Annotated in this window: 17 protein-coding genes; 9 read left to right on the top strand and 8 right to left on the bottom strand. The window is 71.6% G+C overall.

Features of this window, described 5'->3' with window-relative positions:
• Positions 1–2 precede the first annotated feature (2 nt).
• A complete protein-coding gene (locus tag ASF45_RS27530; protein WP_056671201.1) occupies positions 3–911 on the bottom strand; it encodes a LysR family transcriptional regulator in 909 nt (302 codons plus the stop codon).
• 75 nt (positions 912–986) lie between these two features.
• Between ASF45_RS27530 and ASF45_RS27525 the strand changes: the two genes are divergently transcribed.
• The 4 genes from ASF45_RS27525 to ASF45_RS27510 all read left to right on the top strand — a co-directional run bounded on the left by ASF45_RS27525 (position 987) and on the right by ASF45_RS27510 (position 4,240).
• Positions 987–2,036: a kelch motif-containing protein gene (locus ASF45_RS27525; RefSeq protein ID WP_235581050.1), complete on the top strand. Its 1,050-nt coding sequence runs from the start codon at positions 987–989 to the stop codon at positions 2,034–2,036.
• Positions 2,037–2,142: 106 nt separating this feature from the next.
• Positions 2,143–2,460 (top strand): hypothetical protein, encoded by a 318-nt coding sequence (locus ASF45_RS27520; RefSeq protein ID WP_056671198.1) that lies wholly within the window; start codon positions 2,143–2,145, stop codon positions 2,458–2,460.
• A 324-nt stretch (positions 2,461–2,784) separates the two neighbouring features.
• Positions 2,785–3,399: a hypothetical protein gene (locus ASF45_RS27515; RefSeq protein WP_056671196.1), complete on the top strand. Its 615-nt coding sequence runs from the start codon at positions 2,785–2,787 to the stop codon at positions 3,397–3,399.
• A 4-nt stretch (positions 3,400–3,403) separates the two neighbouring features.
• A complete protein-coding gene (locus ASF45_RS27510) occupies positions 3,404–4,240 on the top strand; it encodes a hypothetical protein (protein WP_056671194.1) in 837 nt (278 codons plus the stop codon).
• Positions 4,241–4,247: 7 nt separating this feature from the next.
• On the opposite strand, the gene ASF45_RS27505 is transcribed toward ASF45_RS27510, so the two are convergent.
• Entirely contained in the window at positions 4,248–4,574 is a 327-nt protein-coding gene (locus tag ASF45_RS27505) for a hypothetical protein (protein ID WP_056671192.1), read from the bottom strand.
• Between the two features lie 195 nt (positions 4,575–4,769).
• Here ASF45_RS27505 and ASF45_RS27500 point away from each other — a divergent pair, with 195 nt between their 5' ends.
• Positions 4,770–6,227 carry a PLP-dependent aminotransferase family protein gene (locus ASF45_RS27500; RefSeq protein ID WP_056671785.1) on the top strand — a complete coding sequence of 486 codons (1,458 nt, stop codon included), beginning with the start codon at positions 4,770–4,772 and terminating at the stop codon, positions 6,225–6,227.
• A gap of 124 nt (positions 6,228–6,351) precedes the next feature.
• Positions 6,352–9,138, top strand: a complete 2,787-nt coding sequence (locus ASF45_RS27495) for an EAL domain-containing protein (protein ID WP_056671190.1) — start codon at positions 6,352–6,354, stop codon at positions 9,136–9,138.
• A gap of 145 nt (positions 9,139–9,283) precedes the next feature.
• Here the strand turns inward: ASF45_RS27495 and ASF45_RS27490 are convergent, their stop codons facing one another.
• From ASF45_RS27490 to ASF45_RS35635, 3 genes are all read right to left on the bottom strand, one after another.
• Positions 9,284–10,252 (bottom strand): tripartite tricarboxylate transporter substrate binding protein, encoded by a 969-nt coding sequence (locus tag ASF45_RS27490; protein ID WP_056671188.1) that lies wholly within the window; start codon positions 10,250–10,252, stop codon positions 9,284–9,286.
• A gap of 38 nt (positions 10,253–10,290) precedes the next feature.
• Complete coding sequence (locus ASF45_RS27485; RefSeq protein ID WP_056671187.1) at positions 10,291–11,730, bottom strand: NAD-dependent succinate-semialdehyde dehydrogenase; 1,440 nt, start codon at positions 11,728–11,730, stop codon at positions 10,291–10,293.
• Positions 11,731–11,858: 128 nt separating this feature from the next.
• Positions 11,859–12,050 carry a hypothetical protein gene (locus ASF45_RS35635; protein ID WP_156473205.1) on the bottom strand — a complete coding sequence of 64 codons (192 nt, stop codon included), beginning with the start codon at positions 12,048–12,050 and terminating at the stop codon, positions 11,859–11,861.
• Between the two features lie 167 nt (positions 12,051–12,217).
• Between ASF45_RS35635 and ASF45_RS27480 the strand changes: the two genes are divergently transcribed.
• From ASF45_RS27480 to ASF45_RS27470, 3 genes are all read left to right on the top strand, one after another.
• The gene (locus ASF45_RS27480) at positions 12,218–12,625 is read left to right on the top strand and encodes a 5-carboxymethyl-2-hydroxymuconate Delta-isomerase (protein ID WP_056671185.1); all 408 of its coding nucleotides are present in this window, start codon (positions 12,218–12,220) and stop codon (positions 12,623–12,625) included.
• Between the two features lie 134 nt (positions 12,626–12,759).
• Positions 12,760–13,749, top strand: a complete 990-nt coding sequence (locus tag ASF45_RS27475; RefSeq protein ID WP_056671183.1) for a Bug family tripartite tricarboxylate transporter substrate binding protein — start codon at positions 12,760–12,762, stop codon at positions 13,747–13,749.
• Positions 13,749–14,738 (top strand): 2-dehydropantoate 2-reductase, encoded by a 990-nt coding sequence (locus tag ASF45_RS27470; RefSeq protein ID WP_056671180.1) that lies wholly within the window; start codon positions 13,749–13,751, stop codon positions 14,736–14,738. The genes ASF45_RS27475 and ASF45_RS27470 overlap by 1 nt, the downstream gene beginning before the upstream one ends.
• A 9-nt stretch (positions 14,739–14,747) precedes the next feature.
• On the opposite strand, the gene ASF45_RS27465 is transcribed toward ASF45_RS27470, so the two are convergent.
• The 3 genes from ASF45_RS27465 to ASF45_RS27455 all read right to left on the bottom strand — a co-directional run bounded on the left by ASF45_RS27465 (position 14,748) and on the right by ASF45_RS27455 (position 17,396).
• Positions 14,748–15,719, bottom strand: coding sequence for a tripartite tricarboxylate transporter substrate binding protein (locus ASF45_RS27465; RefSeq protein WP_056671177.1), 972 nt, complete (start codon positions 15,717–15,719; stop codon positions 14,748–14,750).
• 70 nt (positions 15,720–15,789) lie between these two features.
• Positions 15,790–16,470 (bottom strand): cysteine hydrolase family protein, encoded by a 681-nt coding sequence (locus ASF45_RS27460; protein WP_056671175.1) that lies wholly within the window; start codon positions 16,468–16,470, stop codon positions 15,790–15,792.
• Positions 16,470–17,396 carry an ABC transporter permease gene (locus ASF45_RS27455; protein ID WP_056671173.1) on the bottom strand — a complete coding sequence of 309 codons (927 nt, stop codon included), beginning with the start codon at positions 17,394–17,396 and terminating at the stop codon, positions 16,470–16,472. The genes ASF45_RS27460 and ASF45_RS27455 overlap by 1 nt, the downstream gene beginning before the upstream one ends.
• Positions 17,397–17,638: the final 242 nt, after the last annotated feature.

Here is a 17,638-nt window from a genome sequence, read left to right as displayed (position 1 = left end):
ACCTACCCCACCACCGCCCCCCCACCCCGCGCCTTCGCAAAGTCGATGAACGCCCGCAAGGCCGACGGCACATAGCGCTGGCGCGGGTAGTACAGCAACGGCCGGCCCAGGCCTGGCGACCAGTCCTCCAGCAGGCGGACCAGCGTGCCGGCCGCCAGCTCGCGCACTGCGTACTGCTCGTGCACGTAGGCCACGCCCACGCCGGCCACGGCGGCATTGACGGCGATCTGCGCGTCGTTCACGGTGAGCGGGCCGGCCGGGTCCACCCGCACGGTTTCGCCATGCTTGCGAAAGCTCCACACGAAGATGCTGCCGCCCTGGAAGCGGCGGCGGATGCAGGCGTGGTCGGCCAGGTCGGCCGGGCGCTTCGGCGGCGGCAGGTTCAGCAGGTACGCGGGCGCCGCCACCACGGCGTAGCGCTGCGGCGGGCCGATGGGCACGGCCACCATGTCCTGGTCCAGGTCGCCCTCGAAGCGCACACCGGCGTCGAAGCCGGCCTGCACGATGTCGATCCTGGCGGCGTCGGCGGTGATCTCCATCTCCACATGCGGGTGCGCGCGCAGGAAGTCGGCCGCCAGCGGCGCCAGCAGGAACTGGGCGATGGGCGCCGGCGCGTTGATGCGCAGCATGCCCATGGGCGATTCGCGGTGCAGGTTCACGCGGTCCACCGCGTCGCGGATCTGGTCCAGCGCAGGCGCCAGCTGCAGCAGCAGCTGCTCGCCCGCAGCGGTGGGCGCCACGCTGCGGGTGGTCCGGCGCAGCAGCACCATGCCCAGCTGCTCCTCCAGCCGGCGCAGGGTCTGGCTGACGAGGGCGGGTGACACGCCGCGCTCCAGCGCCGCGCGGCGAAAGCTGCGGTGCCGCGCCACGGCGGCGAAGGCTTCGAGGTCGCTCAGGGCAGGCTTGGCCATTGTTCACATAGGCTAATGAATCTGTACAGCATTGTGCGGCTAGTGTTCTGCACGCCACTGCCTACGATGCAGGGCATGCACGCACTCGCCCCGACCTTCGCCATGCGCCGCCGCGACGCCCTGCGCCTGGCCACCGCCCTTGCCGCCACGCCCATGCTGCGCCCCGCCACCGCGCAGGACACCGCACCGCGCTGGACCACCGCCGCCCCGGCCTCGCTGGCGCGGCAGGAGCTGTACCCCGAGGTGCTGGACGGCAGGATCTACGTGGCCGGCGGCCTGCTGAGCCCGAACACCGGCTACTCGGCCCACCTGGAGGCCTACGACCCCGCCACCGACCGCTGGACGCGGCTGGCCACGCTGCCCGAGGCGCGCCACCACATCGCGCTGGCGGCAGCCGGCGGGCTGCTCTACGGCGTGGGCGGTTTCAGTGGCGGCTTCCCGAACTGGCAGGCGCAGGCCTCGGCCTGGGTCTACGACCCCGCCGCCAACCGCTGGCGCGACGGCGTGGCCCTGCCGGCGCCCAATGCCGAAGGTGTGGCCGCCACCGTCGCCGGCAAGATCTACGTGGTGGGCGGGCGCGTCCGCGCCACGGCCGACGCACGCCACTTCAACGCCCATGTGGACACGGCGCGCGGCCTGGTGTTCGACCCGGCCGCCGGCCGCTGGTCATCCATCGCCGACGCGCCCACGGCACGCAACAGCGCCGCCTCGGCCGTCATCGACGGGCGGCTGTACGTGGTGGGCGGGCGCCAGGCCCTGCCGCAGCCCGATGGCACGCTGCGCCAGGTGAACGTGCCGCAGTTGGAGGTGTACGACCCCGCCAGCGACCGCTGGACCACGCGCGCACCCATGCCCCAGGCCCAGGGGGGCCTGGCGGCGGCGGCCTGGGGCGGCCGGCTCTACGTGTTCGGCGGCGAGCAGTGGGTGCCCGAGCAGAAGGTCTTCGCCGACTGCTGGGTGTACACGCCCGGCACCGACCAGTGGGCGGCGCTGCCGCCCCTGCCCACGCGGCGCCATGGCCTGGGCGCGGCCACGGTGGGCAACCGCATCCATGTGTTCGGCGGTGGCACGCGCGTGGGCGGCGATGCCGCCACCGATGTGCACGAGGTGCTGGTGCTGGAATAGGCACGGGCCGCTGGCGCGCTTTGCCTACGCGGCAAGCGGCACGGCCCCGACATGCGCGCGCCGCGTGCCCCGCACACTGCAAGCCTTGCAAGCACAGGAGCGCACGATGGAACCGATGAAGCCCATGCAACCCATGCAACCCATGGCACCCATGCAGCCGATGCAGCCCGACGACGCCTGGTGGCCCGACGGCCTGGCCGATCCGTCCTGCACCGGCGCACAGAACGGGCTGCAGTACGCGTTCTTTCCGCAGCAACAGCGCCTGGCGATCCGCCAGGGTGGTTCGGTCCAGCAGTACGACACCGGCCAGCTGGCGATTTCGGGCGTGGCCCAGAGCCAGGGCAGTCAGGGGCCGGGCGCCGACCCGTTGTTCTCGACCGCGCAGGGCGAGGTCGCGCTGTCCAGCCTGCGCAAGCTCCGCTGAAGTCCTGCCTACACCGGCGCGGGCGGCAGCGGCTCCGGGCGCTGCCAGGGCAGGCCCACGGTGAATTCGACTCCCTTGCCCTGCCCCGCGCTGCGCGCCGCCCGAGATCGACTGGCCCGCCGCCTGCCCGGCCGACCAGCCCAGCCCGGCAGGACCTCGCACGCGCGCGACCAGTCACGCACGATGAAGGCATCGCCGGACGGGCGCGCGCGGCAGGAGGCCAGCCCTGTCACACCTTGCCCGGCGAGGCACCTTCTGGTGGCCGGTGCCCGCCACGGCGCCGGCGGTGCCCTCACAATCGCGCATTCCGGGAGGGACGCCGCCATGAGAGTTCCATTCGCGCAACTGCATGCGCCGCTGTTCGCGGTGGCGGTGTTCGGCACGCTGTCCCTGTCGCGCCTGCTGGCGCTGGTGGTCCCGACGGACTTCTACTTCACGTTCCAGTCGCTGTTCGCCGACCGCAGCCCGCAGAACCTGCTGTGGTCTGCGCTCGGCAAGACGGCTGCGCCGCTGGTGGTCGGTCTCGCCGCAGGGCTCTGGTGCACGCTGCGCTGGCGCCCGGGCAGCGGCCGGCCCGAGGGCCCGCGGCCTGGCTTCGTGCGGCGCGTGCGCGGGCAGTTCGGCCCCACGCTGTTCGCGGCCGGCTTCTTCGCGGCCTTGCTGTCGGCCTGGCCGGCCATGGTCTATTGGGACCTGATGGCCAACCCCGCCGTGGCCCACCTGAAGCCGGTGTTCTTCGGCCTCTACGTGCTGTACATGCTGGGCTTCGGCTATGTGAGCCTGCTCGGCCTGCTGCTGGCGATTTACCTGCACGAACACTGGCAGGGCAGTCCGCCGGGTACGGCCTCGGTGTCGATCAAGGAGCTCTCCAGGGTCGGCGCGCTGTGGCTGTTCAACTCGGGCCTGGCGGCCAGCGCCATGAAGCTGCTGACGGGCTGAAGCCATGGCCCGCATCCACGAACCCCTGAGTGCCGACGGCCGGCGCGCCCTGCGCATGCCGCTGGTGCTGGGCGCGCTGGCGCTGGCGGCCACGCTGTGCGTGCCGGTGGCGCAGTACCTGGACCTGTCCACGCCCGAGGACCAAGGGCAGCGCTCCTTGCCGGTGCTGGTGCAAGGCCTGGAAGCACAGGGCCGCATCCCGGACCAGCCCGACGCCGACCGCGTGGCCGACACCCGCAGCCTGGTGGCGGCCAACATCCTGCTGCGCTCGGGCTATCTGACACGCGCGAGCGTGCAGACCGACCCGGTCACGCAGCGGCCGCTCTACGCGCTGTCGCTCCAGCCCGAAGTCCGGGGCTGCGCCAGCGTCCCGCAGGACGAAGCGGCCGGCGCACAGGTCCAACCGCCCCTGCCCTTCCACCAGGCCGGCGACCTGGCCATCGCCGCCGTGGCCGTGGAGAAGTTCAACCGCCACGCGCTCCACCGCACGCTGGAATGGGCGCTCGCCCGGGCCACGCTCGCCCTCACGGGCCGCCTGCCGGAGCTTTCGCTCGGGCCGGCGCAGATCCGGCCGTCCACGGTGCGGCGCCTGGTCGCGGCCGGGGTCGGTGGCGCGGCGTGGCGCCCGCTCGGCCAGGACGACGCGGCGTTGGCGCAGGCCCTGGGCGACGAATGCCGCGCGCTGGCCCTGGCCACGGCCGTCCTGGCCACGCAGGCCTGCACGGACTGCCCCGACCCGGCCGCGCATGCGCTGCAGGCCTATGGCGGCCAGCGTCCGCGGACCGAAGCCGTGGTCGACTACGTGCCCATCGTGCGGACCATGGCCGCCATGTGGCAGTGACGGCGGATCAGCAGACCGCCGGCCGGCTTGTGCCACGCCGGCGCAACAGCCGGTCCAGCAGCCGTGCCAGCCGCGGCCGGGCCAGCACGTGGCCCAGCTGCGCATCGCCCAGGGCGTGCACACGCAGCCAGCCCGCCTGCTCCACGCGGTAGGACTGGCCTTCGTCCAGCCGCAGCCTGACCGGCACCCAGCGCTCCGCCAGCCAGCGGGGCGCCTCCTCGATGCGCAGCGCGCCGCGCGTGGCCACCAATACGGTGCCGGCGTCCACCGGCAGGTGCAGGCACTCGCCAGCGGCAAGCGGCGTGGTGGTGTGGAGATGGGAAGTGGCGTTCATGGCAGGCTCCGGCAAGGAATCAAAACATGGGCAAATCGTAGGCAGGGCGTGCCTTGCGGAACAGGCACAGGCGCCGTCCATCTGAACCGGAACAGCCACACCGGGAAGCCATCTGTTATGGTCTTATGCCCCGCCATCTGCATCTGTTCAGCCGCCAGGCCGCGCTGCAAGATCGCGCCGGAGTTCCACCGCGCCATGCCTTCCACGCCCCGCTACCGCCAGATCGCCGAGCACTACCTGCAGGCCATCCGCGCCGATGCGCTGCAGCCGGGCGACCGCCTGCCCTCGCTGCGCGAGCTCATGCAACTGCACGGCGTGAGCCTGTCCACCGCGCTGCAGGTCTGCCGCCTGCTTGAAAGCGAGGGCTGGGCCGAGGCGCGCGAGCGCTCGGGCTACTTCGTGACGCGGCCACGGCGCCTGAAGATCGTGCCCATGGAGGAGCCGGCCACCGACCGCGCGCCGGACCCGGCACAGTTCGTCGGCATCCACGAGAAGGTGTCGGCCTTCGTCACGCAGCGTCGTTCGCACGCGGTGCACCTGAACCTGTCGACGGCGCGCGGCGCGCCCGCGCTGTACCCGGCCGAGGCCATGCGCAACGCGGTCACGCGGGCGCTGCGCCAGCACCCCGAGCTGCTGACGCAGGCCACGCCCTCGCGCGAGCGCACGCCGTTCCGCGAGGCCGTGGCCCAGCGCGCCGTGCGCGTGGGCATGGCCTTGTCGCCCGAGGAGGTGCTGCCCACGCACGGCTGCATCGAGGCGCTGAACCTCGCGCTGCGCGCCGTGGCCCAGCCCGGCGACACGGTGGCCGTGGAATCGCCCACCTTCTACGGCCTGCTGCAGGTGCTGGAGACGCTGGGCATGCGCGCGCTGGAGATCCCTACCAGTCCGCAGACCGGCCTGTCGATCGAGGCGCTGGAACTGGCCATCGCGGCTTACCGCGACATCAAGGCCGTGGTGGTGGTGCCGCACCTGCAGAACCCCTTGGGCAGCGTGATGCCGGATGCGCACAAGGCGCGGCTCGCAGCGCTGTGCGAACAAGAGGGCATCGCGCTCATCGAGGACGACACCTACAGCGAACTGCTGGACGCGCCGGCGCCGGCACGCGCGCTCAAGTCGTTCGACCGCAGCGGCAACATCATCCACTGCGCCTCGCTGCACAAGGTGCTGGCGCCGGGGCTGCGGCTGGGCTGGATCAGCGCGGGCCGCTGGCAGGCGCGCGTGGAGATGCTCAAGTACGCGCAGTCGCGCAGCAACGAGGCGCTGGCGCAGTGGGCGGCCGGCGGCTTCATGGCCTCGAGCGCCTACGACCGGCACTTGAGGCAGCTGCGCGCCAGCCTGCGCACGCAGCGCGAGCGCACGGCCGAAGCGGTCACGCAGCACTTTCCACCCGGCACACGGCTGAACCTGCCGCCCGGCGGGCTGCAGCTGTGGGTGGAGCTGCCCAGGCCGCTGTCGTCCGTGGCGGTGTTCGACGCGGCACTGCGCGAGCACATCCTGGTGGCGCCGGGCACGCTGTTCTCCAACACCACGCGCTGCGACCACTACGTGCGCATCAACTGCGGCCTGCCGTGGACACCGGCGCTGGAGGCGGGCCTGCGGCGCCTGGGCGAGATCGTCCGCGGCCTGCAGGAGCAGGAGCGGGCCGCAGCCTGAGCGGGCAGACGCGGGCCTGCGCGCACGGCCGGGGTGGGCGGTGGCGGCACCGGGCGGTGGTGGCCACGCGTCGGCCCCCGCACACCTGCTATCTTTGCTGGGATTCCATGTCCCAGGGGCCAGCATGACAGCCGCACGCGACGCGCCGCACATCCAAGCTTCTCCGCCGGCCGCACGCACCGCACGCCTGCGCACCATGCTGCTGTTGCTGCTGGTCGTGGCGCTGGCACCTGCGCTGGCCACGGCCGTGTTCGCGATCTGGAAGTCCGGAAATGCCCACCGCGACGCCTCGACCATGCGCCTGGCCGACACCACGCGCGCGCTGGCGCAATCGATCGAAGGTGACCTGGCCAACCGCGCCGCCTTGCTGCAGACCATGGCCCGCGGCCTCGAAAGCGGCGGCATCGCCCTGGAACAGGCCCGGCGCTGGGTCGACAGCAATGGCGCAGGCCAGGGCCGGCTGGTGGTCTCCGCCGCCCGCGAAGCCGGCGCCGGCCAGCCACCCACCGTGCACAGCGACGAGCTGCCGCATTCGGTGGTGCGCGATGCACTGCAACGCAAGGGCGTGGTGCTGTCCAACCTGTTCACGCGCCCTGGCCATGCGGCGCCGGAAGTGGCGCTGTCGTTGGCGCTGAAGGCTTCCCGGCAGGAGCAGGCCGTGCTGTCGCTGGTGCTGCCCGCCGAGCACCTGATCCAGCTGGAGCCGCAGCGCAGCCGCAACGACGACAGCCTGCTGATCGCCGTCACCGACGGCAACGGGCTGCTGGTCGCGCGCTCGCGCGACACCGAGCGCTTCGTCGGACGGCCCGTTCCGAGCTGGACGCGGCTCAAGGCCGTGAACGCCCCGCGCGGCCAGTTCCAGGCCGTGACCGCCGAAGGCGGCAGCGTGATCCTGACCTTCGAAACGCTGGCCTCCACGCCGGATTGGGTCGTCGTGATCGGCGAGCCCATCAGCGTGTTCGACCAGGGCTGGCAACAGCCGCTCGTGCAGCTGGCCACCGGCAGCGCCCTGGGCCTGCTGGCGGCCTTGCTGGCCGCGCTGTGGATCGCGCGCAGCATCACGCGGCCGGCGCGGGCGCTGGCGCGCAACGCACTGGCGGTGGCGCAGGCCGGTGGCGAGGCTGCGCCGCCGGCCGGCGAGGCACCGGCAACGGCTTCGGCCATCACCGAATTCGAGTCCATGCGCGTGAGCATCGAGGCGGCCCAGGCCGCGCTGCACGAACGCGCCGAGGCCGAACGCCGCAATGCGCAGGCGCTGGCGATGAGCGAGTTGCGCTTCCGCACGCTGGCCCTGACCGGTGCGGTGGTGCTATGGCGCGCCACGCCCCAGGGCGAGATGCTGGCGGCCGATGGCTGGGAAATGCTGACCGGCGAGCCCGACGCGCAGGCGCTTGGCGACCTGTGGCGCAGCCGCCTGCATCCGGACGATCCACCGGTCATCGACGCGCTCAAGACCACCGTGTCCCAGGGGGCACGGCAGGTCGATGCGGAGTTCCGCATCGCCGGCAAGGACGGGCAATGGGTCTGGGTGCGCATGCGTGGTGCGGCCGTCCCCGTCGCCGGCGGCGGCGTGCAGGAGTGGGTCGGCGTGCTGGAGGACGTCAGCGAACGGCACCACGCGCAGGCGCGGATCGTGCACATGGCCCTGCACGACGCGCTGACCGGCCTGCCCAACCGCGTGGAATTCCGCAACCGGCTCGAAGCGGCCATCCGCCGCGCCGCGCGTGGCGACCCGGGCGCTGTGCTCTACATCGACCTGGACCGCTTCAAGGAGGTCAACGACACGCTGGGCCATCCGATCGGCGACGCGCTGCTGCGCGCCGTGACCGAACGCCTGGGCACGCTGCTGCGGGAGCACGACACCGTCGCGCGGCTGGCCGGCGACGAGTTTGCGATCGTGCAATCACATGTGCGCCAGCCCAGCGACGCCGCCGATCTGGCCACGCGCGTGGTGCAGGCCCTCAGCGCGCCCTATGCCCTCGGCGGCCACCAGGTGACCATCGGCGCCAGCGTCGGCATCATGCTGATCCTGGACGGCAGCCATGACGCCGAGCATCTGCTCAAGTACGCCGACATGGCGCTGTACAAGGCCAAGCAGGAAGGCCGTGGGCGCCACAGCTTCTTCGAGCCCGAGATGGACCAGCGCATGCAGGCGCGTCGGCGCAACGAGCTGGAACTGCGCGCGGCACTGGAGCAACGCGACTTCGGCCTGAGCTACCAGCCGCTCGTGAACCCGATCAAGCGCCGCGTCAGCGGCCTGGCGGCGGCCCTGCACTGGCAGCATCCCGAACGCGGACAGGTACCGGCCAGCGAGTTTTCGGCCATGCTGGACGAACTCGGCCTGTCGGGCCGGATGGTGGAGTGGATGCTGCAACGCGTCTGCGAGGACATGCGGCGCTGGCCCGGTTGCCCCAAGGTCGCGGTGGACATCTCCGCGGCGCTGCCGCGCCATGGTGCGGCGGTCGCCGGCTGGGTGGCCAGCGCGCTGCAGGGCAGCGGCCTGGCGCCCGGGCGGCTCGAGCTGGAGGTGGACGAGCGGGCCCTGCTGGCGCACCCCGAGAACGCCAACCGCGCACTGCACGCCTGCAAGGCGCTGGGCGTGCGGCTGACCATGGCCAGCATCGGGTCGACGCATTCGGGTCTGGGCTACCTGCGCCGCTTTCCGTTCGACAAGGTCAAGATCGAACGCGCCATGCTGGGCGAAGGCGAGCCGGCCGCGCACGGCGACGCCATCGTGCGTGCGATGACGGTGCTGTGCGAGGAACTGGGCATCGTGGTCGGGGCCGATGGCATCGACACCGAGTCGCAGTTTGCCGCGCTGCAGGGCGGTGCCCACATGGAGCTGCAGGGCGCGCTGTTCGGCAGGCCCCGCGCCGTGGACGACCTGGTGTCGGTGTTCCGCGGCCTCTAGGGGCCGTGGCTCCCTGCCATCTGCTCTGCCTGGCCTTCATCGTCGCGCGGACGGCGTGGCCGCCGCAACCGCATGGCCGGGAACATCCGCGCGCCGGACACCACCCCGGACCGAGGGCGCCCGGACGCACGCCGGCCACCCCCGATCACTCGATCTTCGCGCCCGAAGCTTCGACGATGCCCTTCCACTTCTGGTAGTCGCTCCTGACCAGCGCGGAGAACTGTTCGGCCGTCATGCGCTGGACCTCGGCGCCCTGCGCCTGGACCGCGGCCACCATGTCGGGCATGGCGAGGAGCTTGTCGACCTCGTTGTGCACGGTGGCGACGATCTCCTTGGGCGTGGCCGCCGGCAGGAACAGGCCATACCAGGTGCTGACGTCGAAGTCCTTGTAGCCGAGCTCGGCCACGGTCGGGATCTCGGGCGCGGTGGAGCTGCGCTTGGCCGAGGTCACGGCCAGTGCACGCAGCTTGCCGGACTTGAGCTGGCCGATGGCCGAGGGCAGCGAGGACACCATCAGGTCCACGTTGCCGGCCAGCACGTCCATCATGGCCGGGTTGGAGCCCTTGTACGGCACATGGCGGATGTTGATGCCGGCCGCGGTCTTGAAGATCTCGCCGGCCAGATGGATGGTGGTGCCGTTGCCCGGCGAGCCGTAGGTGATGGTGTCCGGCGCATTGCGCGCCGCGGCCACCACGTCGCCCAGCGTCTTGAAGCGCGAGGTGCTGGACGTGACGATCACCACCGGCGTGTAGGCGATGTGGGAGACCGCGACAAGGTCGCGCGTCGGGTCCCAGGGCAGGTTCTTGTACAGCCAGGGGCCGACGACCAGGTTGTCCTTCTGGCCCATGACCATGTCGTAGCCCGTGGGCGCGCCGCGCACGGCCTCGCCGATGCCCACGGTGCCGCCGGCACCGGCGCGGTTCTCGGCCACCACGGTCCACTTGGTGACCTCGGTCAGCTTGGCCGCCACCAGGCGCGACAGGATGTCGGTGCCGCCGCCGGGCGGGAACGGCACGATCAGGCGGATGGGCTTGCTCGGGTAGGCCTGCGCGAGCGCCAGGCCCGGGGCCAGCGCGCCGGCGGCGAGCGCGCTGCAGAAGGTACGGCGGAACATCGAAGTCTCCTTGTGGGTATCGGGCACCGGGCGAACGCTCAGACGTTGGTGATCGACACCGAACGCGTGTTCAGGTAGGCCTCCATGGCCTCCGGGCCGCCTTCGGAGCCGTAGCCCGAATCCTTGATGCCGCCGAACGGCAGCTCGGCCGAGGGCGTGGCGGGCTGGTTGACCCACAGCATGCCGACTTCCACGCGCTGCGACAGGATGTGCGCGTTCTTCAGCGAGCTCGTGAAGGCGTAGCCGGCCAGGCCGAAGGACAGGCGGTTGGCCTCGGTGATGGCGTCCTCGATCTTGTCGAACGGGCGGATTGCGGCCATGGGGCCGAAGGGCTCGTCGTTGAAGACCTTGGCCGACAGCGGCACGTCGTTCAGGATGGTGGGCTGCCAGAAGTTGCCGGCGTCGCCGATGCGCTCGCCGCCGACCAGCAGCTTGGCGCCCTGCTTCACCGCGTCTTCCGTGAACTCGGCCATGGCCGTCAGGCGGCGCGGGTTGGCCAGCGGGCCCATGGTGGTGCCCTCGGTCAGGCCGTCGCCGACCTTGAGGCCGCGCGCGTAGGTGGCCAGCGTCTCGGCGAATTCCTTCTGCACGCTGCTGTGCACCAGGAAGCGCGTGGGCGAGATGCAGACCTGGCCCGCGTTGCGGAACTTGGCGGCACCGGCGGCCTTCACGGCGAGCTGGATGTCGGCGTCCTCGCAGACGATCACGGGGGCGTGGCCGCCCAGCTCCATGGTCACGCGCTTCATGTGCTGGCCGGCCAGGCCGGCCAGCATCTTGCCGACCGGCGTGGAGCCCGTGAACGTGACCTTGCGGATGATGGGGTGCGGGATCAGGTAATTGGAGATCTCGGCCGGGTTGCCATAGACCAGGCCGACCACGCCGGCCGGCACGCCGGCGTCGGCGAAGGCCTTGATCAGTGCGGCGGGCGAAGCCGGGGTCTCTTCCGGTGCCTTGACCAGCATGGAGCAGCCGCTGGCCAGCGCGGCCGACAGCTTGCGCACCACCTGGTTGATCGGGAAGTTCCAGGGCGTGAAGGCGGCGACCGGGCCGACCGGGTCCTTCACGACCAGCTGGCGCACGGCCAGGCTGCCGCGCGAGGGCACGATGCGGCCGTAGATGCGCAGGCCTTCGTCGGCAAACCATTCGATGATGTCGGCGGAGGCCATGGCCTCGACCTTGGCCTCGGCCAGGGGCTTGCCGTTTTCCTGGGTCAGGATGGCGGCGATCTCGCCGGCACGCTCGCGCATCAGCGCAGCAGCGCGGCGCATGGTCTTGGCGCGCTCGATGGCGGGCAGGTCGCGCCAGACTTCGAAGCCCTTTTGCGCAGCGGCCAGTGCGCGGTCCAGGTCGGGAATGCCGGCATGCGCGACGCGGCCGATTTCCTTGCCCGTGGACGGGTTGAACACGGCCAGCGTGCGGCCGTCGGCGGCGTCCTGCCATTCACCGGCGATGAAGAGTTGGGTGCTGGGGTAGGTCATGGCAAGCTCCTGGAGAGGTTGGACAAGGGCGTCGGAAGACGGAAAGCCGGCGATTGTCCATGGTTTCCAAGACGGCCACGGCGGCGCCCGGGTACATCCCCGCCAGGCGAATTGGTGTGCCTTGCGGCTCAGGCGCGCCGGAACGAACGGCTGTCGTGCCCGCGCACGCGTGCCAGCCGGCGCATGAGCCGGTCGATGGCCACAGGATCGGGATCGGCGTCGCACTGCAGCTCGAACAGCGTCTCGCGCAGGCGCCCGATCAACCGGGCCTGGCGCAGGCTGGGCGTGGGGCGGGATGCGGGCGGACGGTGTTCTGGCATGGACGGGCTCACCGATGGACATTTGGCGGGCAGGCAGCCCGCAAGAACCCATTGTCAAAACGAAGCTGCCAGGGCGCCGTCGGCCTGCAACCAGCGGCCGTGTCAGCCATGGGACGACGCCGCGCCACAGCGACAATCCATGGCTTTTCACCGCCGGAGACCGCCCCATGCCCCATCTCGTCGTGCTCTACAGCCCCAATGTGGAACCGGCCACCGACATGGGCGCGCTGTGCCGCCAGCTGTCGGACACCATGCTGGCGCAGCGCGACGACGCCGGCAAACAGGTGTTCCCCACCGGCGGCACGCGCGTGCTGGCCTTCGCCGCGGCGCACTACGCCGTGGCCGACCACCAGGGCGACTACGCCTTCATCTACCTGAACCTGCGCATGGCCAGGGGCCGGCCCGCGGCGCTGCAGCAGCGCATCGGCGAGGCGCTGATCGCCGCCGTGCGCGAGCAGCTGGCGCCGGTCTTCGGCAGCCGCCACATCGGCGTGACGCTGCAGATCGACGAAGGCCACGAGGTCTTCGACGCCAAGCACAGCAACCTGCACCCGCTGTTCGGCCCACCGGCCTGAGCTGCCGGCGCCAAGCGATGGCGCACTGCAACATACTAGAAAACACGGGGGTCGGCAGCACCGGCGCGCGCCCACAATGGCGCGCCCAGCGGCACCTATGCCGCGCACCATTTGTCCACCCGAGGAGCACAACCATGTCCATGAACCGCCGCCAACTGCTGCAGTCCGCCAGCGCTGGTGCCCTGCTGTCGGCCATCGGCCAGCACGCCCTGGCCCAGGCCCACCCCGAACTGCTGCGCATCGTCACGGGCTTTGCGGCCGGCGGCACCTCGGACACCATCTGCCGCCGCGTCGCCACCCAGCTGGCGCCCAGCTATGCCAAGACCGCCGTGGTGGAAAACCGCACCGGCGCGGGCGGCCAGATCGCGATCCAGTTCGTCAAGTCGGCGGCACCGGACGGCGCCACGCTGCTGCAGACGCCCACGTCCATGCTGACGATCTACCCGCACATCTACAAGAAGCTGGCGTACGACCCCAAGGCCGACCTGGCGCCCGTCTCGCTGGGCTGCGTGTTCGACTTCGGCCTGGCCGTGGGTCCGGCCGTGCCGGCCAGCATCAAGAGCGTGCCCGAGTTCCTGGCCTGGGCCAAGGCGAATCCGGCCGGCGCCAACTTCGGCTCGCCGGCCGCCGGCTCCACGCCGCACTTCATCGGCGCGCTGCTGGGCAAGAGCGCGGGCGTGGACCTCAAGCACGCGGCCTACCGCGGCACCCAGCCGGCCATGCTGGACCTGCTGGGCGGCAACGTCTCGGCCGTGTCGGGCCCGGTCGGCGACCTCACGCAGCACCTGCCCAGCGGCAAGGTGCGCATCCTGGGCACCTCGGGCAGCAAGCGCAACCGCTTCGCACCCGATGTGCCGACCTACGAGGAGCAAGGCATCAAGGAGGGCACGCACAGCGAGTGGTTCGCCTTCTTCCTGCCGGCCAAGACGCCGGCCGACACCGTCACCCACCTGAACGCCGCGATGAAGACCGCGCTGGCCAACAAGGACGTGGTCGACGGCCTGGCCGGCTTCGGCCTGGAGGCCATGTCGTCCTCGCCGTCCGAACTGGCCGACCTGGTGGCGCGCGACACGGCCAAGTGGGGCCCGATCGTGAAGGCCGTGGGCTTCACGGCCGAGGGCTGATGGCAGTGCAGTTCCAACGCGTCTGCGTGTTCGGCGCGGGCGCCATCGGCGGCTGGATCGGCGCGCGGCTGGGCGAGGCCGGCTGCGAACTCAGTGCGGTGGCCCGTGGCGACACGCTGGCCGCGCTGCAAGCCCATGGCCTGCGGCTGGACCAGGGCGGCCAGACGCTGACGGCGCCCGTGCGGGCCAGCGCCGATCCCGCCGAACTGGGTGTGCAGGATCTGGTGCTGGTCGCTGTGAAAGCCCCGGCCATGGCCCAGGTGGCCGCGCGCATCGCGCCGCTGCTGGGGCCGCACACCGTGGTGCTGACGGCCATGAACGGCGTGCCGTGGTGGTTCTTCCAGGGCTTCGGCGGCGCCTATGCGGGCCGCAGCCTGGAGAGCGTGGACCCGGGTGGGCGCATCGCCGCAGCCATTGCGGCCGAGCACGTGCTGGGCTGCATCGTGCACGCCAGCTGCGCGCTGCACGGGCCGGGCTTCGTCAAGCACCATTTCGGCAACCAGCTGATCCTGGGCGAGCCGGCGGGTGGCGCCACCGAGCGCGTGCAGGCCCTGGCCTCGCTGCTGGGCAAGGCCGGCATCGACACGCAGGTGTCCGCGCAGATCCAGAAGGACTGCTGGTACAAGCTCTGGGGCAACATGACCGTGAACCCGATCAGCGCCATCACGGGCGTGACCACCGACCAGATCATGGACGACGAACTGGTGCGCGGCCTGGTCACCCAGGTCATGCTGGAGGCCAAGGAGATCGGCGCGCGCATCGGCATCCCGATCGCGCAGCAGCCCGAAGACCGCCACGCCGTCACGCGCAAGCTCGGCGCGTTCAAGACCTCGATGCTGCAGGACGTGGAAGCCGGCCGCGCGGTGGAACTGGATGCGCTGGTCGGCGCGGTGCGCGAGTTGGGCCAGATCACGCAGACGCCGACCCCGTTCACCGACGCGCTGTTCGGCCTGGCCCGGCTGCATGCGCGGGCGCGCGGGCTGTACTGAAGCCTGTCCTCAGCTGGCCACGATGCCGGCCTTGCGCACCACCTCGCCCAGGCGGCCCGTCTCCTCGGCGATGAAGGCGCCGAACGCCTTGCCAGCCAAGGGCCGCGGAATGCAACCGCTGTCGGCGATGCGCGCTGCCACGGCCGGGTCGCGCACGGCGGCCAGGGTCTGGGCCTCCAGCAGGGCCTTGCGCGCCGGCGGCACGTTGGCCGGCAGCAGCAGGCCGAACCAGCCCACCGAGACCAGGTCGGTGCCGGCCTCGCGCAGCGTGGGCACGCTGGCGAAGGCCGGCACGCGCACGTCGCTGGTCACGGCCAGGGCCTTGACCTTGCCGCCGCGCGCCAGGCCGGCGGCCGCCGAGATGGTCTGGAACATCACGTCCACGCGCCCCGCCATGAGGTCGGTGTTGGCCGTGCCGGTTTCCTTGTAGGGCACGTGCACCATGTCGAGCCTGGCGGTGCTGCTGAACTGCGCGCCGGCCAGGTGCAGCGAGGTGCCGTTGCCGATGGACGCGAAGGTCGCGCCGCCGGGCTTCTTGCGCGCATAGGCGATGAACTCCTCGACCGTGTTGGCGGGCGAATCGGCCGGCACGATCATGAGGTTGGGCACGGTGGCGATCAGCGCGACCGGCTCGAAGTCACGCTCGGGGTCGAAGGGCAGCGTGCGGAACAGGAAGCGGTTGACCGCCAGCGGCACGCCGGTCAGCAGCAGCGTGTAGCCCTCGCGGTCGCCCTGGGCCGCGGCCTGCGTGCCGATGTTGCCGCCCGCACCGGCGCGGTTGTCGACCAGCACCTGCTGGCCCAGCGACTGCGCCAGCTTCTCGCCCACGGTGCGGCCCAGAAAGTCGGCCGCGCCCGCGGGCGGGAACGGCACCACCATGCGGATGGGGCGGGCCGGGTAGGCCGCCTCCTGCGCGTGCAGCCCGGCGGTGGCGCCGGCCAGCGCGGCGGCGAGAAAGGTGCGGCGGTTGGAAACGTTCATCGGCAAGGTCCTGCGGTGAGATCGACGAGGCCATGCCCGGCGCAAGAAGCGCGCCATACCACGTGATTGCTCAACGGCCTGCGCGCCACTGCGCCAGCAGCGCTGCCGAATCCATGACCAGCCCCAGGTGCAGCGAGACCATGCTCAGCGCGGCGGCCTCCAGGTGGTCGTCCGTGCCGCGCACGAGGTCGCGCAACACGACCACGCGGTAGTTGTGGTTGTTGGCATCGAAGGCCGTGTTCAGCACGCAGCAGTCGGTGAAGCCGCCGTCCAGCACCACCGTGGTGATGCGCTGGTTGCGCAGCAGGAAATCGAGGTCGGTCGGGTAGAAGGCGGACAGCCGGCGCTTGTTCTCCACGCGCAGGTCCTGCGGCAGCACCTCGGTCACCCACTCGGTCCAGCGGCTGCCCTCGATGGCGTGCGCGTCGGCGTTCGGGATCGGTCCCACGTGCAGCGGGAAGGTGCGGCGCCAGGCCGCGGGAATGCCGGCCAAGTCGTCCGCACCGCCCGGGCGCAGTACCGACTTCACGTGCACGATGGGCACGGCCAGCGCGCGCGCTGCGCGGTGGAAGGCGTCGATGGGCGCCACCACGTCGCGTGCGCGCGGGGCCGGACACGGGCAGTCTGGACTGTCCTCCAGGTGGCCGCGGTGCATGTCGATCGAGATCACTGCGGTGGTGGCCGGATCGAGGTAGTCGGCGAAGTCCGCGGGCGCGACCTCGCGCGGCTGGTTGTAGACCTGGATCTGCATCAACGTTCCTCCCGGACATAGGGTTCGCCCAAGGCGCCGGGCTGGCTGCCACCGCCGCCGCGCTGGCCGACGGCCACCCAGACCATCACGCCCAGCGTGACCACGTAGGGCGTCATGAGCACGAAGTACTGCGGCAGCTGCACGCCGGCCGCGGCCAGCTGCGGGATCAGCGCCTCGATGCAGCCGAACAGCACGGCGCCGGCGAGCGCCTTCCAGGGCGACCAGCGCGCGAAGATCACCAGGCCCACGGCGATCCAGCCGCGCCCGCCCGTCATGCCGGCGATCCAGAGCTTGGTCGACAGCAGCGAGATGTAGGCCCCCGCCAAACCGACCAGCGCGGCGCCGGCCAGGATGGCCAGGAAGCGCATGCCGCCGACCGGGATGCCGGCCGCGTCCGCCGCCTGCGGGTTCTCGCCCACGGCGCGCAGCTTCAGGCCCGTGGCCGAGCGGTTCAGGAACAGCACCACGGCAAGGAAAATGAATGGCGTGAGGAAGACCACCGGGTTCTGCTTGAACAGCCCGCCCACGACCGGCAGCGCCGACAGCGGCCACAGCGCCACCGCGCCCTGCGCTGTGACAGGCTGGTTCGTCCAGCCCAGCAGCGTGCCGAGCAGGCTGGACAGCCCCTGGCAGAAGAACACCAGCGCCAGGCCGGCGATGACCTGGTGGATGCGCAGCCACACCACCATGACCGCGAACAGCACGGAGACCAGGCTGGCCGCCCCCATGGCCAGCAGCAGCGAGATGCCGGTGGCGCCGAAGGCCAGCTGCGCGCCGATGGCGACGAGCGCGCCGACCAGCATCAGCCCCTCGGCGCCGAGGGCGAGTACGCCCGAGCGTTCGGTCAGGATCAGGCCCAGCGCGGCGAGCGCGTAGGGCACGGCGAAATCGGGGACGCTGCCCAGCCAGTGGCCGATCAGTTCCATCCCAACACCCCCGCGGCCGAGCGCAGCGAAGGCCTGTGTGCGACCCCGCTCCCGGGGCCCCTGTGCCCACGCCGAGGAGCGCAGGGGCCTGGGCGGCGCGGGGAACCTCGCGCACTTGTTCGAGCTGAACGAACGCAGTGAGTGGTGCGAGTTGTGCAATGCGCCCAGGCCGCGAGCACCGCAGGTTGCCCGGAGCGCTAGCGGAGGGACGTGGGGACCGGGGTCGCCCTTTCTTTGGTTAC

It is taken from the genome of Pseudorhodoferax sp. Leaf265, assembly GCF_001422365.1.
In the GTDB taxonomy this organism is placed as follows: Bacteria; Pseudomonadota; Gammaproteobacteria; order Burkholderiales; family Burkholderiaceae_C; genus Pseudorhodoferax.
Note: the sequence above shows the minus strand (reverse complement) of the source record. Positions and strands in the feature narration are given on the sequence as shown.

Bases quoted from the DNA above. Each gene is read 5' to 3' on its own strand.
- ASF45_RS27470 (WP_056671180.1), top strand. From the start codon at position 13,749: ATGGCAGTGCAGTTCCAACGCGTCTGCGTGTTCGGCGCGGGCGCCATC.
- ASF45_RS27495 (WP_056671190.1), top strand. From the start codon at position 6,352: ATGACAGCCGCACGCGACGCGCCGCACATCCAAGCTTCTCCGCCGGCC.
- ASF45_RS27460 (WP_056671175.1), bottom strand. From the start codon at position 16,470: ATGCAGATCCAGGTCTACAACCAGCCGCGCGAGGTCGCGCCCGCGGAC.
- ASF45_RS27475 (WP_056671183.1), top strand. From the start codon at position 12,760: ATGTCCATGAACCGCCGCCAACTGCTGCAGTCCGCCAGCGCTGGTGCC.
- ASF45_RS27480 (WP_056671185.1), top strand. From the start codon at position 12,218: ATGCCCCATCTCGTCGTGCTCTACAGCCCCAATGTGGAACCGGCCACC.
- ASF45_RS27515 (WP_056671196.1), top strand. From the start codon at position 2,785: ATGAGAGTTCCATTCGCGCAACTGCATGCGCCGCTGTTCGCGGTGGCG.
- ASF45_RS27455 (WP_056671173.1), bottom strand. From the start codon at position 17,396: ATGGAACTGATCGGCCACTGGCTGGGCAGCGTCCCCGATTTCGCCGTG.
- ASF45_RS27530 (WP_056671201.1), bottom strand. From the start codon at position 911: ATGGCCAAGCCTGCCCTGAGCGACCTCGAAGCCTTCGCCGCCGTGGCG.
- ASF45_RS27520 (WP_056671198.1), top strand. From the start codon at position 2,143: ATGGAACCGATGAAGCCCATGCAACCCATGCAACCCATGGCACCCATG.
- ASF45_RS27510 (WP_056671194.1), top strand. From the start codon at position 3,404: ATGGCCCGCATCCACGAACCCCTGAGTGCCGACGGCCGGCGCGCCCTG.
- ASF45_RS27525 (WP_235581050.1), top strand. From the start codon at position 987: ATGCACGCACTCGCCCCGACCTTCGCCATGCGCCGCCGCGACGCCCTG.
- ASF45_RS27490 (WP_056671188.1), bottom strand. From the start codon at position 10,252: ATGTTCCGCCGTACCTTCTGCAGCGCGCTCGCCGCCGGCGCGCTGGCC.
- ASF45_RS27465 (WP_056671177.1), bottom strand. From the start codon at position 15,719: ATGAACGTTTCCAACCGCCGCACCTTTCTCGCCGCCGCGCTGGCCGGC.
- ASF45_RS27485 (WP_056671187.1), bottom strand. From the start codon at position 11,730: ATGACCTACCCCAGCACCCAACTCTTCATCGCCGGTGAATGGCAGGAC.
- ASF45_RS27505 (WP_056671192.1), bottom strand. From the start codon at position 4,574: ATGAACGCCACTTCCCATCTCCACACCACCACGCCGCTTGCCGCTGGC.
- ASF45_RS27500 (WP_056671785.1), top strand. From the start codon at position 4,770: ATGCCTTCCACGCCCCGCTACCGCCAGATCGCCGAGCACTACCTGCAG.
- ASF45_RS35635 (WP_156473205.1), bottom strand. From the start codon at position 12,050: ATGCCAGAACACCGTCCGCCCGCATCCCGCCCCACGCCCAGCCTGCGC.